Origin of the sequence: Chitinophaga hostae (assembly GCF_018224885.1) — a bacterium.
Classification (GTDB): Bacteria; Bacteroidota; Bacteroidia; order Chitinophagales; family Chitinophagaceae; genus Chitinophaga; species Chitinophaga hostae.
This window is the reverse complement of the sequence record NZ_JAGTXB010000002.1, coordinates 429,012-447,467: the sequence shown is the minus strand read 5'-3', so window position 1 is coordinate 447,467 and position 18,456 is coordinate 429,012. Positions and strand designations below refer to the sequence as shown.

Annotated in this window: 13 protein-coding genes; 3 read left to right on the top strand and 10 right to left on the bottom strand. The window is 47.2% G+C overall.

Features of this window, described 5'->3' with window-relative positions; translation table 11 throughout:
- Positions 1 to 24: 24 nt before the first annotated feature.
- The 7 genes from KE626_RS06090 to KE626_RS06060 all read right to left on the bottom strand — a co-directional run bounded on the left by KE626_RS06090 (position 25) and on the right by KE626_RS06060 (position 7,622).
- Entirely contained in the window at positions 25 to 1,410 is a 1,386-nt protein-coding gene (locus KE626_RS06090) for a Gfo/Idh/MocA family protein (RefSeq protein ID WP_211971968.1), read from the bottom strand.
- Between the two features lie 236 nt (positions 1,411 to 1,646).
- Positions 1,647 to 2,411: a succinate dehydrogenase/fumarate reductase iron-sulfur subunit gene (locus KE626_RS06085; protein ID WP_211971967.1), complete on the bottom strand. Its 765-nt coding sequence runs from the start codon at positions 2,409 to 2,411 to the stop codon at positions 1,647 to 1,649.
- Between the two features lie 63 nt (positions 2,412 to 2,474).
- Positions 2,475 to 4,448 carry a fumarate reductase/succinate dehydrogenase flavoprotein subunit gene (locus KE626_RS06080; protein ID WP_211971966.1) on the bottom strand — a complete coding sequence of 658 codons (1,974 nt, stop codon included), beginning with the start codon at positions 4,446 to 4,448 and terminating at the stop codon, positions 2,475 to 2,477.
- A gap of 19 nt (positions 4,449 to 4,467) precedes the next feature.
- Complete coding sequence (locus KE626_RS06075) at positions 4,468 to 5,151, bottom strand: succinate dehydrogenase cytochrome b subunit (RefSeq protein WP_211971965.1); 684 nt, start codon at positions 5,149 to 5,151, stop codon at positions 4,468 to 4,470.
- A gap of 186 nt (positions 5,152 to 5,337) precedes the next feature.
- Entirely contained in the window at positions 5,338 to 5,901 is a 564-nt protein-coding gene (locus KE626_RS06070) for a hypothetical protein (protein WP_211971964.1), read from the bottom strand.
- A gap of 35 nt (positions 5,902 to 5,936) precedes the next feature.
- On the bottom strand, positions 5,937 to 6,755 hold the full coding sequence (gene murQ / locus KE626_RS06065; RefSeq protein ID WP_211971963.1) for an N-acetylmuramic acid 6-phosphate etherase: 819 nt from the start codon (positions 6,753 to 6,755) through the stop codon (positions 5,937 to 5,939).
- Between the two features lie 18 nt (positions 6,756 to 6,773).
- Positions 6,774 to 7,622 carry a BadF/BadG/BcrA/BcrD ATPase family protein gene (locus KE626_RS06060; protein WP_211971962.1) on the bottom strand — a complete coding sequence of 283 codons (849 nt, stop codon included), beginning with the start codon at positions 7,620 to 7,622 and terminating at the stop codon, positions 6,774 to 6,776.
- A 215-nt stretch (positions 7,623 to 7,837) separates the two neighbouring features.
- Between KE626_RS06060 and KE626_RS06055 the strand changes: the two genes are divergently transcribed.
- A complete protein-coding gene (locus KE626_RS06055) occupies positions 7,838 to 9,442 on the top strand; it encodes a S41 family peptidase (RefSeq protein WP_249207294.1) in 1,605 nt (534 codons plus the stop codon).
- 298 nt (positions 9,443 to 9,740) lie between these two features.
- On the opposite strand, the gene KE626_RS06050 is transcribed toward KE626_RS06055, so the two are convergent.
- A complete protein-coding gene (locus KE626_RS06050) occupies positions 9,741 to 11,861 on the bottom strand; it encodes a carboxy terminal-processing peptidase (RefSeq protein ID WP_211971961.1) in 2,121 nt (706 codons plus the stop codon).
- 212 nt (positions 11,862 to 12,073) lie between these two features.
- Positions 12,074 to 13,297: a PQQ-dependent sugar dehydrogenase gene (locus KE626_RS06045; RefSeq protein ID WP_211971960.1), complete on the bottom strand. Its 1,224-nt coding sequence runs from the start codon at positions 13,295 to 13,297 to the stop codon at positions 12,074 to 12,076.
- A gap of 176 nt (positions 13,298 to 13,473) precedes the next feature.
- Here KE626_RS06045 and KE626_RS06040 point away from each other — a divergent pair, with 176 nt between their 5' ends.
- Positions 13,474 to 14,730, top strand: coding sequence for an MFS transporter (locus KE626_RS06040; protein ID WP_211971959.1), 1,257 nt, complete (start codon positions 13,474 to 13,476; stop codon positions 14,728 to 14,730).
- Between the two features lie 85 nt (positions 14,731 to 14,815).
- Here KE626_RS06040 and KE626_RS06035 read toward each other — a convergent pair whose 3' ends face one another.
- A complete protein-coding gene (locus KE626_RS06035) occupies positions 14,816 to 15,310 on the bottom strand; it encodes a YkgJ family cysteine cluster protein (protein ID WP_211971958.1) in 495 nt (164 codons plus the stop codon).
- Between the two features lie 164 nt (positions 15,311 to 15,474).
- Here KE626_RS06035 and gcvP point away from each other — a divergent pair, with 164 nt between their 5' ends.
- Positions 15,475 to 18,345: an aminomethyl-transferring glycine dehydrogenase gene (gcvP, locus tag KE626_RS06030; RefSeq protein WP_211971957.1), complete on the top strand. Its 2,871-nt coding sequence runs from the start codon at positions 15,475 to 15,477 to the stop codon at positions 18,343 to 18,345.
- Positions 18,346 to 18,456: the final 111 nt, after the last annotated feature.

The window sequence follows — 18,456 nt, the reverse complement described above, 5'->3', positions numbered from 1 at the left end:
AGCACTACAAATTACGAATTCTCTTTACACTATTTTCATCGCCACGGGATCCCAATGCATCAGCTTTTTACTAAAATAGCTTTGGTTGCTGAGCAAGGCCGGACCGGCAGCGCGGAGGCCAAACACTGCATCTTCCACCACGGCTTTGCCGGTACGCATGGAATCGAAGAAGTTGGTAAAATGCTCCAGCCGGTCGTCGTACCCCTGTGGTGCTGCATAGGCAGTGGATGACTGCACCGGGTTGCCGTTGCTGCCCGGATATTTGGCGTTGTATTGCTTTACATATGCCGCCTGCTGGGCTTTGGTGAAAGTATTATAGGTATCCCATCCGCCATAACCGGGCGCTTCAGGGAGTTTGTGTTTCTTTATTTTAAAATCGTTCCAGCCCAGTTCCAGTACGCCTTCGGTGCCAATAAAGCGGGTATATTCACCACCACCGCTGCCGTCCGCAAAATTAACGCGTAACGTCATCTGGAAGGCAGCATGTTCTTTTGTTTCAGGGTAATCGAAAATGGCTACCACGGTATCCGGCACATCGCGGCCATCTTTCCACTGCACGAGGTTACCACTGGCGTAAACAGCCGTGGGACCGAGAGAACCGGTAATGAAATGCAGGCCGGAGATGAGGTGTACGAAAAGATCGCCTGGAATACCGGTACCATAAGCCTGGTAATTGCGCCAGCGGAAGAACCGTACCGGATCAAAAGGCATTTTAGCGGTATCTTTCAGGAAGGTGTCGAAGTCAACCGTGGCAGGAGAAGCATCCGTGGGAATAGAATACTGCCAGGCGCCCAATGCACTGTGGCGGTCCATGCGGGCTTCCACCACACTCAGCTGCCCTATTTCACCAGCCTGGTAACGTTTACGCGCCTCCGCTAATGCAACGCTGCTCACACGTTGGCTACCTACCTGGAACACTGCTTTGGTACGCTGTTGCGCTTCAATCACCCTATGCCCCTCTTCTATCTGCTGCACCATCGGTTTTTCGCAGTAAACGGCCTTACCCGCCTCCATCGCCGCAATAGCAATGGTATCATGCCAATGGTCGGGAGTAGCCACGATAATAGCATCAATATCTTTTCTTTTCAATAGTTCCCGGTAATCGCGGGTGGTATATACCTGCGGGCCAAACTCTTCCTTTATACGGGCCAGATGACCATCGTACAGGTCGGCAGCGCCTACAAATTCAACGCCGGGCACTTTGATGGCGGTTTGGACATCGCCAAATCCCATAATACCCATGCCAACACAGGCAATGCGGATCTTATCGTTGGGTGAAATTCTTTTTTCGGGTTGCAGCAACTGTACCTGTTCCTTTTCTTTGGCGATAGCCGCCAGCTGGCCTATACCCAGTAATGCAGCCGTGCTGCCTATGTGTTTGATAAACTTTCTCCGTGATTGTTCTGACATATACTATTATTTAAAGGGACACGTGGAAAAAACACATGATAGTAAAAAAATTTAGAAAGATGAATTTCAAAGGATGAACGGGGACTATGATTCCTATGATTATATTGATGCTCCTGATGAGCGGAGATAAAACAAAGAACCCGTTTGATCAAATATCAAACGGGTTCTTTGCTTTTATTATTAAATATCAATCTCCGCTCATCAGGAGCATCAATATAATCATAGAAATCACAGTCCTATTTTTCAGAAGAAAGGCCTGCACCGATAAACTCCCTGTTGAGGCGGGCGATATTGGTGAGGGAAATTTCTTTCGGACATTCTGCTTCGCAGGCGCCGGTATTGGTACAGCTACCAAAACCTTCCTTATCCATTTGCGCCACCATATTGAGGGCACGGGATTGTTTTTCAGGATGACCTTGTGGTAACAGTGCCAGCTGGGATACTTTCGCAGATACAAACAGCATGGCAGAAGAGTTTTTACAAGCGGCCACGCAGGCGCCGCAACCGATACAGGCAGCAGCAGCAAATGCCAGGTCTGCTTTGGTTTTATCTACCGGGATGCAGTTTGCATCCTGTGCATTACCTGTGTTTACAGAAATATAACCACCTGCTTCAATAATGCGGTCGAAAGCGGATCTGTCTACCGTCAGATCTTTGATCACCGGGAATGCGCCTGCTCTCCATGGTTCAACAGTAATAGTATCGCCATCCTTGAAAGCGCGCATATGGAGCTGGCAGGTAGTGGTTCCATCCCATGGACCGTGAGCACGGCCATTGATGTGCATCGAGCACATACCGCAGATACCTTCGCGGCAGTCGTGATCAAATGCTATTGGTTCTTTACCTTCATTGATCAGTCCTTCGTTCACCACATCAAACATTTCCAGGAAAGACATTTCTGAAGAAATGTTTTTAGCCTGAAGGGTTTCAAATCTACCCTGATCGTTTTTGTTTTTCTGCCTCCACACTTTTAATGTGAGGTTCATGTTATAATGTTCCATATACCTTGGACAATTATTTGATTTATAATCCTGGCTAACCGTTCAACGGTTTACCAATAACCATTATTTGTAGCTGCGCTGAGTAGGTTTACATTCTACGAATTCCAGCGGTTCTTTGTGCAGTTCATACTGGCCATCGCCTTTGTATTCCCATGCAGCAACATAGCTGAAGTTAACGTCATCACGTTGTGCTTCCCCTTCATCTGTTTGAGATTCTTCGCGGAAGTGACCACCGCAGGATTCGCGACGGTTCAGTGCATCGATACACATCAGTTCGCCGAGTTCGAGGAAGTCGGCTACACGGCCTGCCTTCTCCAATTCAGGGTTGAATTCGTCTGCAGATCCGGGAACACGTACCTCTTTCCAGAATTCAGCACGCAACGCTTTGATTTCTTCGATCGCTTCTTTCAGACCTTTTTCATTACGCGCCATACCACATTTATCCCACATGATCTTACCCAGTTTTTTGTGGAAGAAATCAACGGATTTGGAGCCTTTAATGGTCATGAACTTATTGATGGTTTCCTTTACTTTATTTTCTGCTTCCACAAAGGCAGGGTGATCTGTTGGGATCGCCTTGGTGCGGATTTCATCTGCCAGGTAGTTACCTACAGTGTAAGGAATAACGAAATAACCATCGGCCAGGCCCTGCATCAGTGCAGATGCACCCAGGCGGTTAGCGCCGTGATCAGAGAAGTTTGCTTCTCCCAAAGAATATAAACCCGGAACGGTAGTACCCAGTTCGTAATCTACCCATAAGCCACCCATCGTATAGTGTACCGCGGGATAAATACGCATTGGTAATTCGTAAGGATTTTCACCGGTGATTTTGGCGTACATGTCGAACAGGTTACCATATTTTTCGGCTACTACTTCCTTACCCAGTTTAATAATGTCTTCTTTGGAAACATTGGTCATCTGGCGTTTACCCACTTCAATGTTACCATAACGTTCAATGGCTGCGGCGAAGTCGAGATATACCGCCTGTTTGGAGGTACCCACGCCATAACCGGCATCACATCTTTCTTTTGCTGCACGGGAAGCCACGTCGCGGGGAACGAGGTTACCAAATGCAGGATATCTTCTTTCCAGGTAATAATCCCTTTCTTCTTCAGGAATATCGCTGGCTTTACGGGTATCGTTTTGTTTTTTAGGCACCCAGATACGACCATCATTACGCAGTGATTCTGACATGAGGGTCAGTTTTGACTGGTGGTCGCCGGAAACCGGGATACAGGTAGGGTGGATCTGTGTGAAGCAGGGGTTAGCGAAGTAAGCGCCGTTTTTGGTCGCTTTCCAGGCAGCCGTTACGTTGGAACCCATTGCGTTGGTAGACAGGAAGAACACGTTACCATAACCACCGCTGCAGATCAGTACTGCATGGCCAAAGTGGCGCTCCAGTTCACCGGTAATCAGGTCACGTGCAATGATACCACGCGCTTTACCATCGATTTTTACGATGTCGAGCATTTCATGGCGGTTATACATTTTCACATTACCCAATGCTACCTGGCGCTCCAGCGCAGAGTAAGCGCCGAGGAGCAGCTGCTGGCCGGTTTGGCCTGCGGCATAAAAAGTACGTTGTACCTGTGTACCACCAAAAGAGCGGTTACTTAACAGGCCACCGTATTCACGCGCAAAGGGAACACCCTGTGCCACGCATTGATCTATAATGTTACCGCTCACTTCTGCCAAACGGTGTACGTTGGCTTCGCGGGCACGGTAGTCACCACCTTTTACGGTGTCGTAGAATAAACGGAAAACAGAGTCACCGTCGTTCTGATAATTCTTGGCAGCATTAATACCGCCTTGGGCGGCAATACTGTGTGCGCGGCGCGGACTATCCTGAAAGCAGAATGCTTTTACTTTATATCCCAATTCACCTAATGAAGCCGCTGCGGAGGCCCCGGCCAAACCGGTACCAATGATGATCACTTCCAGATTGCGCTTATTGGCAGGGTTTACCAATTTGCAATGTCCTTTATAGTCTTCCCATTTGGAATTTAATGGTCCGGCAGGAATTTTTGCGTCAAACATATATCCTTACTTTACAGAATTATTTGAAATAGATTACAACGGGAATAATAGCAAAACCAACGGGGATAGCTATTCCAAACAGCCATACACCAATGAAGCTAAGTAAGCCGTTGTACTTTTTATGATTTAAACCAAAGGTCTGACAGGCACTTTTAAAGCCGTGGATCAGGTGGAAGGATAAACCGATCATACCAATTACGTACAATACAACCAGCCAGCCTTGTTTAAATGTTTCCTGAGATACCAGGTACAGATCCTTCAAAGGTTCTTCCTGACCGGGATACGTGTGGAGCGGCATTTCACCATAGTGGAATTTTGCCCAGAAGTTAGTCAGGTGAATAATAATGAAGATAAGGAGAATGCTTCCCATGATCGCCATCTGACGACTAAACCAGGAAGATGTTTGGTTACCCGGATTAACGGCGTATTTCACCGGACGGGCTGCCCTGTTGCGGAATGTGAGCTGCAGCGCAATAAATGCGTGCAGTACGATCACGATTTTAAGCCCCCAGGCAATAAACTGAATCAGGCTGTTATGCCCCATGAACGCAGCATATACGTTGAAGGCCTTGCCTTCATCATTGTACAATAACTGGAAGTTACCTGCCAGGTGTACAATAACAAAACTGCAAAGAAACAAGCCGGTAGCACCTACCAATAACTTCTTACCGATAGAGGTATTAAAGAACTGTGACCACTTCATAAGTAAAATTCTAAGCTTCCTAGTATAAAAGATGATTGAAACGTCGCGCAAATTTAGCGCAGGAAAAATAAAAAAAAATGATATTTATCAGGTTTCCATATAAATGAAGTAATGCATCAATATATTAACTATTGGTTATCAAACATTCATGCATAATATCTTTCATTTTTTTCTGAAAATTAAATATTATTCCAGCCGTTTCAGCATGATATTATCCACCATGTTAAACAGATGTAAAGGTTGATATGTTCGCCATTTATCGTCATCCAGCAGATGTACGTAATGGTGTAAACGCGCGCGCTCAAACTCTTCCCGCGTTTGTGCCGGCATATTCAGGCTCACGATCCAGCCGCCGTCATCGCGGATATCTTCCCACCATTCTTCATAATAACAATCATCAGAAGAGTGGAAATTCATCACATTTTCCGTAATCAGGATAAATTTTGTGATGCCCTGTGCAATCAGCGTGTCAATAATGTTGCGCTTCATGGTCATGATGTCGTTGTCAATAGCATCATTCCATTCTCCCAATAATTCGATAATGGCAAAATTGAACTGGTAATCCGTAAACAGGATCTTCATGTATAAGTTGCGTGAACCAAATTCATCCCATTGAGGATGTATATAATAATTATATACGGAGTTGGAATATTCGAATTCACTGTACTCCCTTCCATAAAAAGGAGAGTACTCATCTTCTTCTGCGGTGTATAAATGCCGCCAGTTGTAATATGGCTCTATGTTATGCATACCTGGTTTATCAATGATCCAAAGGTCCGCCTAAATCATTTTTTCACAAAATCGTCTACTGCTTTTTTTACGCTGCCAGCCTTCAGCAGCAGTTGTTGTGCCTGTTCATAATCGGTGAGCGACAATTGTTCCATCAGCATTTTCACACCGCGGTCTACCAGTTTTTCGTTGCTGAGTTGCATATTCACCATCTTATTATCTTCCACCCTGCCCAACTGTATCATCACGGCGGTAGAGAGCATGTTCAACACCAGCTTCTGGGCGGTGCCGCTTTTCAGGCGGGTGCTGCCGGTTACAAACTCGGGGCCTACCACCACTTCCACCGGGAAATCGGCTTCTGCAGATACAGGTGTTTCCGGGTTACAACTGATGCTGCCGGTAACAATACCGTGTTTGCGACATTCATTCAGCGCAGCTATTACATAAGGTGTAGTGCCGCTGGCGGCAATGCCTACCACTACATCTTTATCCGTTACATTATAAGCCTGGAGATCTTCCCAACCCTGCGTGCGGCTGTCTTCCGCGAACTCCACTGCTTTACGTATCGCGGTGTCGCCGCCGGCAATAATTCCTACCACGAGCCCCTGCGGCACGCCAAAAGTAGGCGGGCATTCCGAAGCATCCACTACACCCAGGCGGCCGCTGGTGCCGGCCCCCATGTAAAACAAGCGGCCACCTGCCAGCATTTTATCTGCCACCGCGGTGACCAGTTTTTCTATTTGCGGAATCGCCTTTGCTACGGCCAACGGAACCGTCTGATCTTCTGTATTCATGTTAACCAGCAACTCATTTACACTCATCTTTTCCAGATGACGGTAGTGAGAGGCCTGTTCCGTTACTTTTATAAATGACATATTTATTTGTTGAAATTATTAACGATGGTATTCCAGCAAGCCTTCCATAGGCGTACGCAGCACTCTTCCCATGGGCAATTCATAGAGTTCGCACAACTCGCTGAGAATATCGCGGAAATGCCAGGCGATCCCACCGGTAAAATGCAGTGCGGTGGTCCAGCTTTCGCGGTATTTATAAATATGGTTAAAGAAGAAGTCGTTCAGCCCGTCTTCCAGGATATTCTGGATCATGAAATGTTCGCGGTTTTCCGACAGGAACTCGGCAAATCCGGCCAGGTAGCGATTGGCTAACGGTTTGCGGTATACGTTTTCCAGTATCTCGTCTTTATTGGTATGATACTTATATTCAAAGCGGGAGTGCAGATCTTCATCAAAACTGTTGTAAAGGTAGTACTGCAGTACCTTCCGGCCCAGGTAGGCTCCGCTGCCCTCGTCGCCCAGGATGTAGCCGAGTCCGGGATTATTCTTTACAATCGTTTTTCCATCATAATAACAGGAATTGGATCCGGTTCCCAATATGCTGACCACGCCTTCCTTGCGGCCGCAAAGCGAACGGGCGGCACCCATCAGGTCGTGCTGTACATCGGAAACCGCCTCTGGCCATACAGCGCGGATAGCATCGGATACCAGCTCGATATTTTTGGGCTGTGAAAGTCCCGTTCCATAAAAATACACAGCGGTAACAGGGCTGCCGGCCGGCAATTGCGGTACCAGCTCTGTATCGAGGATGGCTTTAATCTGCTCTGCAGATTGAAAGTACGGGCTAACGCCCTGTGTTTTCAACACCACTGGTTCTCCTGCGCCCAGCACGCCCCACTCCGTCTTTGTTGACCCACTGTCTGCTACCAACTTTATTCCAGCACCCATATCCGGTAATTTATGAAATTAAAGAATCCTAAAAGTTTGCACCTGATTTATGCTATTTTTGTCACAATTTAAACAAAAGGGTTTCATATAAACAAATAGCTCCCTTTAACTTTAAATGATGATGATACATGTATGCAGCAGATTGCTTTCCGCCAGGTGCTAATACTACATGGATAAAGATTGGTCATATAAATTAGCGGGATAATAATCTGATTATGTCTAACAGGAAGTTGAATGTTTTTTTACCTCTTCTATTTGCAGTAGTATTAGCCCTGGGGATGTTCCTCGGTCATAAGATGCCTGGATCGAACAATGGAGGAGCCACTGTATTTTTTAATAAACCCAACAGAGGGCCCTTGCAGGAAGTAATGGACCTGATTAAAGCGAAATATGTAGATTCACTTAATACAGATGATTTACAACAGGAAGCGATAGAAGGTTTACTGACCCACCTGGATCCCCACTCCATATATATTCCCCCGGCAGAATTACAACGGGTTAATGAGGATATGGAAGGTAATTTTGAAGGTATTGGCGTAGAATTCAACATCACGGCCGATACGGTGAATGTAGTGAGTGTGCTGAGTGGCGGCCCTTCTGAAACCGCCGGCATTCAAACCGGCGATAAGATCCTCTCCGTAAATGACAGTCTCGTTGCAGGCAACAGCATTACACCGGATAAGATCCGCAAGTTACTCCGCGGCCCTGCCGGCTCCATCGTGAATACACTGGTACTGCGTCAGCAGAAACAATTAAAGATCCCTATCAAAAGAGGCGTGATTCCTTTATATAGCGTGGATGCCAGTTATATGGCTGCGCCGGAAGTAGGTTATATCAAAATCAGTAAATTTTCTGCTACTACCTATGACGAGTTTATGAAAGCGATCCACCAGCTGGAGAAACAAGGCATGAAGAAACTGGTCATTGACCTCCGTCAAAATCCCGGTGGCTACCTCGATGCCGCCACCCGGATCGCCGATGAACTGCTGGAAGATCAGAAACTGATTGTATATACCAAAGGAAAAGACTTCCCACGTACCGATTATAAAACCAAGCGTCCGGGAATGTTTGAAAAAGGCGCACTGGCCATTCTCACTGATGAAGGATCCGCCTCCGCCAGTGAAATACTTGCCGGCGCCGTGCAGGACTGGGACCGCGGTACCATTATAGGCCGTCGCACCTTTGGTAAAGGGCTGGTACAGGAACAATACGACCTCGACAATGGCGGCGCCCTGCGCCTGACCGTTGCCCGCTACTATATTCCGTCAGGTAGAAGTATCCAGAAGCCTTATGGCAAAGGACATGATGATTATGATGATGATATCGCTGAACGCTACCACCATGGCGAGTTGGTGAACAAAGATAGCATCAAAATCATTGATACTATTCCTTACAAAACGGCTTCCGGCCGTCGCGTGTACGGTGGTGGCGGTATTACACCGGATATCTTCATTCCGTTTGATACTTCCCGCTTTACACCTACCCTCACTGCCATCTATACCCGTAATACCTTCAGCAACTTTGCCTATTACTACTATACAGGCCATAAGGAAGTGTTCGGGCCATTCAGGGATGCAGGCGCCTTTGCAAAAGGTTTCCAGCTCAGCAATGAGTTAATGAATGATTTCAAAACGTACGCTAAAAAAGACAGCGTTCCCGGGTTGGACCATCTGACTCCCCGCGATGAAATGGAAATCCGCACCCGTCTCAAAGCTATGCTGGCGCGTCAGCTGTACAGAACAGAAGGATTTTATGAAACCATCAATGCAGATGATCCAATGGTGAAGAAAGCACTGGAAGTAGTGGAGAAAGAGAAATAGGAGGGGGATCGCCTTCGGCAATTGTCTTTGGGCAGGATTAAATTGATTTTGATGATTGTACTGATTTAAGTAAGTTTTGTTATAAAGATTTGGGGAGATAGAAACGAATTCGTTTCTATCTCCCCAAAATATTTAACGGCAGTGTTGATTAGAGACCACATAAAAAACTTCGGGAGATAACAGCTTAATCTGCTGCTATCTCCCGAAATCTTTATAACAAAATTCAATTAAATCAGTACAATCATCAAAATCAATTTAATCCTGCCCAAAGACAATTGCCGAAGGCGATCCCCCTCCGCTACTGATTCTTACGCTGCATTTTCGGCAATGACTGTACGATCAGGTCGTTCATTACATTTACCGCTTCATCCAGGTAGATATCTTTTGTTCTGATCTTGATCCAATCTTTGTTACGGGCTATTTTGGAGGAGTCTCCACCAAATTTCTCCATATCAGATTTGATGTTCACGATGCTAAGTTCTTTTACTTTATCGTTTACTGCATCATACTTTTTCAGGGCAGCGGTGTTAGACTTTTGCTCTGTTTTATATGTTTGCAGATTCAGTGAATAAGTTTCCTGTTTTTCCAGTTTCTTCAGGGTGCTCAGGTTTTCGTTGAGCAGCTTGAAAGCCGGGCTGGCAGCCATTCTCTTTTCGCTGTTCTTTTTCAGCGATTCTGTATTTACCGGGTTGTACCAGGCAGTGAAGCTGGCGCGTGGTATTTCATCCCAGGCCAGGGCGTCAGAATCTTTACGTTCAGCCACTTCATAATAAGGATCCGGCAATACGATATCGGAAGCTACACCTTTCAGCTGGGTAGAGCCACCGTCTGCACGATAGAATTTCTGCTGGGTCAGTTTCAGTGCGCCGAGGCTGCCGCCATCTTTTACAGGATAGAAATCATCCAGGTTAAAGAGACGTTGTACCGTGCCTTTACCAAATGTTTGGGTGCTGCCGATGATCACGGCGCGTTTGTAATCCTGCATTGCAGCGGCCATGATTTCAGAAGCAGAAGCGCTGTATTCATTTACCATGATAGCCAGCGGACCTTCATACTGCACATTTTTATCGCGATCGCGTAATACCACAGCGTCACCGCCCCTGGAACGCACCTGTACCACCGGGCCTTCCGGAATAAACAGGCCAGCCATTTGTACTACGTCCTGCAGTGATCCACCACCGTTGAAGCGGAGATCCAGGATAATACCTTCTACTTTTTCTGCTTTCAGTTTAGCGACTTCTTTAGCCACATCTTCGGCGCTGCGGGCGCCGTTGCGGTCGTTGAAGTCGGCATAGAATTCAGGCAGATAGATATAGCCGATTTTATGCTGACCATTAATGATCGCAGATTTGGCAAAAGTTTCTTCTGTTACGATTTCATCACGCACGATGGTGATGTCTTTTGTAGTACCGTCCACGCTTCTCACGGTGAGTCTTACCGGGGTACCTTTTTTACCGCGGATCAGTTTCACGGCATCTTCTACGGGGTACCCGGTGATGTCTACCGATTCGCTGTTTCCCTGTGCTACCTTCTGGATTACATCGTTGGCTTTCAACTGTCCCTGCTTCCAGCTGGGGCTGCCGGTAACGATGCTCACCACCCTGATTTTGTCGCCTTCTTCTTTCAGCTGTGCACCGATACCAAAGAATTTACCGGCCATTTGTTCTTCGAACGCGCGTTTTTCATCCGGCGGGAAGTAATCGGTATGCGGATCCATGGTAGTGGTGATCGCGTTTACGTAGAGGTTGAAGCGATCATTATCATTCTGCCTGTTTTTCAGGCGTTCAAAATAGCGGTCGTACAGTTGTTTTACCTTTACGCGGGCTTCTGCTTCCAGTTCGGTATCGGTTTTTACTTTTCCGCTGTCTTTTCCTTTATCCTTTTCGCGCATTTCCTGCAGGTCGGTCAGCTTTTCCAGCGTGCGGTATTTTAATACTTTGCGCCATGCTTCCTTACGTGCATTCTCATCTGCGGGATAATCCACCTTATCCGGATCCAGGGTTACTTTCTCATCCACTGTAAAATCGAATGGTTTGGAAAGAATTTCAGGATAAATAGCTGCTGCTTCGGCCACCCGCTGTTTAATCAGCGTGTTGATATTGCGGAAACAATCGATGGGCGCGCCTTTCAACTCGTCATCGATGTGCGTGGATAACGGCAAAAGTTTATCCACATCTGTTTTCAGGAAAAATTTCTTTTCCGTATCCAGGCTGCGCAGGTATTTATCAAAAACTTCTGTGGAGAATTTGTCGTCGATGGGTTTAGGTTGGTAATGTCCTTCTTTCAGCATCTGCCCTACCAGGTTCATGATCACCTCATAACGGCCGGGAGGATCTTCGTTATGTCCGAGCTTATTAAAAGCCAACACCCCTGCGGAGATGCTTAACAGCACAACCGGTATAATCACTTTCAGTCTCATATGTATCTCAATTGAACTTAAACGTTGTCTAATCAAATATAAAATAAAATCACCCGTTGGTCGTGCAATTTATTTCCTTTTAACAAAAAATTGGGCCAAACGGATGCTGGGAGAGATATGCGGCTGAAAAACAGCCGGAATTACCGCTACGCAGTACCTCTGCAAGGTTTCCGCTCCGATAACGGCTAAACGACATGAAATATTGGCTGCCGCTACTCTTTCACCAGTTTATAAACAGCGCCTTTAAACCCGGCCTGGCCGGAAGTACTCGCAAGCATATACAATTCGCCCTGTTCATCTTCGCCCCAGCTGAGTATCTGCATGTTATCGGCGGGGCGGCCGGATAATTCCAGGCTACTCCGCTCCCATTTGTTGCCTTTTGATTCCAGGAAGAAAGCTTTCCCGTTGTAGTCTCCAAAAATATACAATCCCTGCAGTGCCGGGATAGCGCTGCCCCGGTACACATAACCCCCGGTGATACTTATCCCCAGATCGTGGTTATATTCGTGGATAGGTGCAATCAGTTGTGACTTATCGGCGCCGGCGGGTACATTGTAGTCGTGGTAGCCCTCCAGGATACGCCAGCCATAGTTTCCTCCTTTTATAATAATGTCCACCTCTTCATACTTATCTTGTCCTACGTCACCGGCAAACAGCATTTTGCTTTTTTTATCGAATGAAAAGCGCCATGGGTTACGGAGTCCGTAGGCCCATATTTCAGGTTTGGCCCCCGGTTGGTTCACAAAAGGGTTATCGGCCGGTATGCTATAGGGTGTGCCATCGACATTTATTCTTAATATTTTGCCGAGCAGGGTGCCAAGATCCTGCCCGTTACCAATGGCGCCGTGTTGATCGCCACCACCGCCGCCATCGCCCAGACCGATATACAGATAACCATCGGGACCGAATTGCAATTGTCCTCCGTTATGATTGGACTGGGGTTCATCTATTTCCATCAGCACCCGTTTGCTGGCGGGATCGGCCAGATTAGGATTACCTGCAGCTGCTGTAAATTCCACGAGGCGGCTGGTATGATTAAATCCTGCTTTTTTTGAAGGGGAGCTGTAATACACATAGCACTTGCGGTTATTCCTGAAATCCGGATGAAAAGCCATACCCAGCAACCCTCTCTCATCATAACCGGGATCTACACTAACCATGTCCGCGCTTACATTGAGGAAAGGGGTGGGCAACAGCTTGTTTTGCTGTACAATCCATACTTTCCCTTCTTTCTGACAGATAAATAGCCTGCCAGAACCGTCGCCTGGCACGGCCATATTTACCGGGGAAATAAATCCATCTGTTACCAGCTGCAGCTTTGCTTTGCGCACTGCCGGCGGTGGAGCCGGATCATCTTTGGAAGAATTGCCCGCACAGGCGGCCTGCATAAACAATACCGGCAATAAGATCCGGAACATGATGGAAGGTAGTTTCATAGCATTGCGGTATTTGTGCAGAATAAAGATAGTGATTAAGCTTTTAGCCGTTAGCTTTTAGCTTTTAGGAAATGCGGCGAAGATCATACCATATCTTCTCCGACGCATTTCCTAAAAGCTAACGGCTAAAAGCTAAAAGCTATTCAATTTTGTATCTTCGCAAAAAATTCATCAGGTTGGACACAACGGCACCGAAAAAGAACGACCCATACGCTTCGCTACGCTTTCCGGAATTCAATTACTACCTTGTTATCCGCTTTGCGCTTGTATTTGCGCTGGCGATGCAGTTTGCCATTATAGAGTGGAAAGTATATGAAATTTCCAAGGATCCGTTTTCATTGGGATTGATTGGTTTGTCGGAAGTAATACCAGCGGTATTGCTGTCGCCCTTTGCAGGGCACCTGGTCGACAAAAGAGAGAAGCGGGGCATGCTGTTGAAATGTGTGATCGCCTACCTTGTTATCAGTACCGGTTTATTCCTGCTTACCTGGGACCAGGCCGTAGCCGGCATTTCCAGGCACTGGGTACTGAACCTCATATACCTGCTGGTATTCCTGGGTGGGATTGTAAGGGCCTTTACCAGTCCATCTAATTTTACCCTGATGTCGTTACTGGTGCCACGGGAACTATACGCCAATGCCTCTACGTGGAGCAGTTCTGCCTGGCAGATTGGCGGTGTGCTGGGCCCGGCACTCGGGGGACTGTTTATCCACTGGTTTGGCGTGCACTGGTCTATGCTGGTAGTGGTGTTTATATTCCTTGCTCCTTTATACAGTTTGATCCGGATAAAGCCGAAGCCTGTTTATTATAAACCCAAGAACGAGAGCTTTGTGACGGGGCTTACAGAAGGGATGCGTTTTGTGTGGAAAACCAAGGTGGTGTTGAATGCGATGGCCCTGGATATGTTTGCCGTATTATTTGGCGGTGCGGTAGCAATGCTGCCGGCTTTTGCCACAGATGTGTTGCATGTGGGTTCCCTGGGGTATGGCCTTTTGCGTTCTGCGCCGGCGATAGGTGCTTTGGTAACCATGTTTATACTTGCGCACAAACCATTGGTAAACCGACCAGGCATCAAGCTGCTGGCAGCGGTTTTCGGCTTTGGTCTTACGATCATACTTTTTGGTCTTTCCACCAGTTTCTATCTTTCGATATTCGCTTTGCTGATCAGTGGTTCGCTGGACGGTATCAGTGTTATTATCCGTCAAACCATTCTTCAGTTAAAAACGCCCGATGATATGCGTGGTCGTGTAGCCGCGGTGAGCTCTATGTTTGTAGGCTCCTCCAACGAGCTGGGAGCCTTCGAGAGCGGCTTTATGGCCAGGGCCATGGGGTTGGTGCCTTCAGTAGTATTTGGGGGTTGTGTAACATTAGGTGTGGTAGTAACAACCTATATTATTTCGCCGGCGATGCGGAAACTGGATCTGAAACCGTGATCCAGCTTTTAGCCATTAGCTTTTAGCTTCTAGTAAAAATGCAGCGAAGATGATTACTCTTCGCTGCATTTTTACTAAAAGCTTCCTATAATTTCATGGACTCCTTCAGGCGCTCCAGTACATAGTAAACAGCAGGGCATACGGTGCTGTTTTCATAGGTAATTTTCGGGCGTTTAAAGAAGTCGTAACTATCTGTGTATGGATAGTTGGCGCAGTCGCCGGGGCGAACATCATAAATACCGCAGTAGTTATCAGCGCCGAGGAACGGGCAGGGCGTGAATTTCACCACATAATCTTCGTCGCTGTCGAGCCGGAGATAAGTTTCAATAAAGTCGCCTTCCTTCATCCCCAGGTGTTTGGAGATACGTCTGATATCAGGGCCTTTGAAGCGGGGACTGATGGTTTTACAGCAATTTCCGCATTCGAGGCAGTCTATTTTACTGAAAGCTTCTTCATGTAGTTCCGGCAACAGCTTTTCCACCCCCTTACCGCGGCGGGTTTGCAGTTTTGCCAGAAACTGTTTATTAGCCTTTTGCTTATCCTGGGCCTTCTGTTCCCAGTCTTCTAATATTTTGCTCATTTGCTGCAAAGATAGGTAATTCGTGATTGGACAAAATTATGACAGAGACACCTTTTGATAATACATCAATTATCACTGTTTTCCCCCGCCAGTACTCATTGTTTGGCCGTTGCTTAAAATCTGCATAGCTTTGCGCATTCTATTTCAAATTACCTGCTTACATCATGAATCTTTTTGATATTCAACAAAATGAATTCGTGCACCGTCACATAGGGCCGAATGAAGGGGAGACCAACCAGATGCTGGACACCATTGGGGCCTCCGACCTGGACCAGCTGATCAGCAAAACAGTTCCGGGCGCTATCCGTATGCAACAGCCACTGGCTATTCCTGCAGCGATGAGTGAAAGTGATTATCTCCGCCACCTGAAGGACATTTCACTGAAAAACAAGGTATATCGTAACTATATCGGACAGGGTTACTTCGATACCATTACACCCAGCGTTATTTTGCGTAATGTATTTGAAAATCCAGGATGGTATACCCAGTATACTCCTTACCAGGCAGAGATTTCACAAGGCCGGTTGGAAAGTTTGCTGAACTACCAGACGATGGTATGTGACCTGACAGGCCTGCCTATTGCCAATGCTTCCCTGCTGGATGAAGCCACTGCCGCAGCAGAGGCGATGACCATGTTTTTCAATGCGTTGAACAAGGATCATGATCATGTAACCAGACCCCGCTTTTTTGTAGACGCCAACGTATATCCGCAAACGCTGGATGTAATCTATACCCGCGCTACACCTTTGCATATTGAAGTGGTAGTTGGCGATTACAAAACAGCTTCTTTCGATGAATCTTATTTTGGTGCGCTGATACAGTATCCTGACAATGTTGGGGCTACTGCTGATTACCGCGCATTTATAGACGGCGTGCATGCAGTAGGTGCATTTGTAGGTGTGGCTACAGACCTGCTGGCACTGACGCTGCTGACATCACCCGGTGAAATGGGTGCTGATGCTGCATTTGGTTCTGCGCAGCGTTTTGGTGTTCCATTAGGCTTCGGCGGACCACACGCTGCATTTTTTGCTGTAAAGGACGATTTCAAACGTTCTATTCCCGGCCGTATTATCGGCGTGAGCATTGATGCCACCGGTGGCCGTGCACTGCGCATGGCACTGCAAACCCGCGAGCAGCATATCAAACGTGAAAAAGCAACTTCCAATATCTGTACTGCCCAGGCATTGCTGGCTAACATGGCCGCTATGTATGCCGTGTATCATGGTCCGGAAGGCCTGAAAAATATTGCCACCCGTGTTTCCCTGCTGACCAACACCCTGGCAGGCAAGCTGAAAGCGAAAGGCCTGAAACTGGCAGCAGATAACTTTTTTGATACCATCGTGGTATTGGGCGCAGCAGATGTTAAGTCTGCCGCAGAAGCAACTGGTATTAACTTCCGTTACTTCTCCAATGGCAACGTAGGTATTTCCCTGGATGAAACCACTACTGTAGCGGATGTAAACGATATACTCCATGTATTCAGCGCAGGTACTACCGATACAGCAGCTGTTTCCGCCGGCACTACCGGCGTTCCTGCTGATTTACAACGTACCTCTGCTTACCTGCTGCACCCGGTGTTTAATACCCATCATAGTGAGTCGCTGATGATGCGTTACCTGAAGATGCTGGAAAACAAGGATCTTTCCCTGAATACTTCCATGATCTCCCTGGGTTCCTGCACCATGAAACTGAATGCAGCTACGGAGATGATTCCCTTGAGCTGGGCTCACTGGAGCAAAATGCATCCTTTTGCACCTTCCAACCAGGTAGGCGGCTATTTACAGATGGCTACCGAACTGGGTGAATACCTGAGCAAGATTACCGGTTTTGACGCCTGCAGCCTGCAACCCAACAGTGGTGCACAGGGCGAATACGCCGGTTTGCTGGTTATTCGCGAGTACCAGAAAAGCAGAGGTGAAGGCCACCGTAATGTGATGCTGATCCCTATCAGCGCACACGGTACCAACCCCGCATCTGCTGTAATGGCTGGCTTCAGGGTAGTGATTGTAAAAGCACTCGAAAACGGTTATATCGATGTAGAAGATCTGAAAGCAAAGGCTGCTGCACACAGCAAAGACCTCGCTGGTATCATGATCACTTACCCATCTACCTATGGCGTGTATGAAGAAAGTGTGAAAGAGATCTGTGCTACTATCCACGAACATGGTGGACAGGTATATATGGACGGCGCCAATATGAACGCCCAGGTAGGTTTAACTGCACCCGGCCTGATCGGAGCAGACGTTTGCCACCTGAACCTGCATAAAACCTTCGCTATTCCTCACGGTGGCGGCGGTCCCGGCATGGGCCCGATCTGTGTTGCCAAACACCTGGCGCCATTCCTGCCCGGCCACGTTACACTGAACGACGGCAAACCATCTAATGCCGTATCTGCAGCGCCATTCGGTTCTGCCAGCATCCTGCTGATCTCCTACGCATATATCCGTATGCTGGGCTTCAAAGGCGTGAAACTGGCTTCTGAATATGCAATCCTGAATGCCAACTACATGAAGGCAAGACTGGAAAAAGCTTATGAAATATTGTATACCGGTGTTAACGGCACCTGTGCGCATGAATTCATCGTGGATCTTCGTCCGTTTAAAGCAACTGCCGGTATTGAAGCGGAAGATGTGGCCAAACGCCTGATGGACTATGGCTTCCACGCTCCTACCATGAGCTTCCCGGTACCAGGTACCATCATGATTGAGCCTACCGAAAGTGAGGATAAAGGAGAACTGGATCGTTTTTGCGACGCCCTCCTTGCTATCCGTGCTGAAATCAGTGCGGTAGAACAGGGTCAGGCCGACAAACAAAATAACGTACTGAAAAATGCACCGCATACCCAACAGGTGATCACTGCTGACGAATGGACCCGTCCATATAGCCGTCAACAGGCAGCCTTCCCGCTGGAATATGTGAAAGCAAATAAATTCTGGCCTTCTGTAAGCCGTATCAACAATACGTTTGGCGACAGAAACCTGATCTGCACCTGCGAGCCTGCAAGCGCTTATGAGGAAACAGTAGTAGGCGCTTAGTTTACAGCTGAAAAATTACGAATTGGGAATTACGAATTACGGAGTTGTGAGAAGAAAAATTATGTACTGCTTTCTTCTCACAACTCCGTAATTCGTAATTCCCAATTCGTA

Coding starts and splice junctions, on each gene's coding strand:
- KE626_RS06090 (WP_211971968.1), bottom strand. CDS start 1,410: ATGTCAGAACAATCACGGAGAAAGTTTATCAAACACATAGGCAGCACG.
- KE626_RS06085 (WP_211971967.1), bottom strand. CDS start 2,411: ATGGAACATTATAACATGAACCTCACATTAAAAGTGTGGAGGCAGAAA.
- KE626_RS06080 (WP_211971966.1), bottom strand. CDS start 4,448: ATGTTTGACGCAAAAATTCCTGCCGGACCATTAAATTCCAAATGGGAA.
- KE626_RS06075 (WP_211971965.1), bottom strand. CDS start 5,151: ATGAAGTGGTCACAGTTCTTTAATACCTCTATCGGTAAGAAGTTATTG.
- KE626_RS06070 (WP_211971964.1), bottom strand. CDS start 5,901: ATGCATAACATAGAGCCATATTACAACTGGCGGCATTTATACACCGCA.
- murQ (WP_211971963.1), bottom strand. CDS start 6,755: ATGTCATTTATAAAAGTAACGGAACAGGCCTCTCACTACCGTCATCTG.
- KE626_RS06060 (WP_211971962.1), bottom strand. CDS start 7,622: ATGGGTGCTGGAATAAAGTTGGTAGCAGACAGTGGGTCAACAAAGACG.
- KE626_RS06055 (WP_249207294.1), top strand. CDS start 7,838: ATGTCTAACAGGAAGTTGAATGTTTTTTTACCTCTTCTATTTGCAGTA.
- KE626_RS06050 (WP_211971961.1), bottom strand. CDS start 11,861: ATGAGACTGAAAGTGATTATACCGGTTGTGCTGTTAAGCATCTCCGCA.
- KE626_RS06045 (WP_211971960.1), bottom strand. CDS start 13,297: ATGAAACTACCTTCCATCATGTTCCGGATCTTATTGCCGGTATTGTTT.
- KE626_RS06035 (WP_211971958.1), bottom strand. CDS start 15,310: ATGAGCAAAATATTAGAAGACTGGGAACAGAAGGCCCAGGATAAGCAA.
- gcvP (WP_211971957.1), top strand. CDS start 15,475: ATGAATCTTTTTGATATTCAACAAAATGAATTCGTGCACCGTCACATA.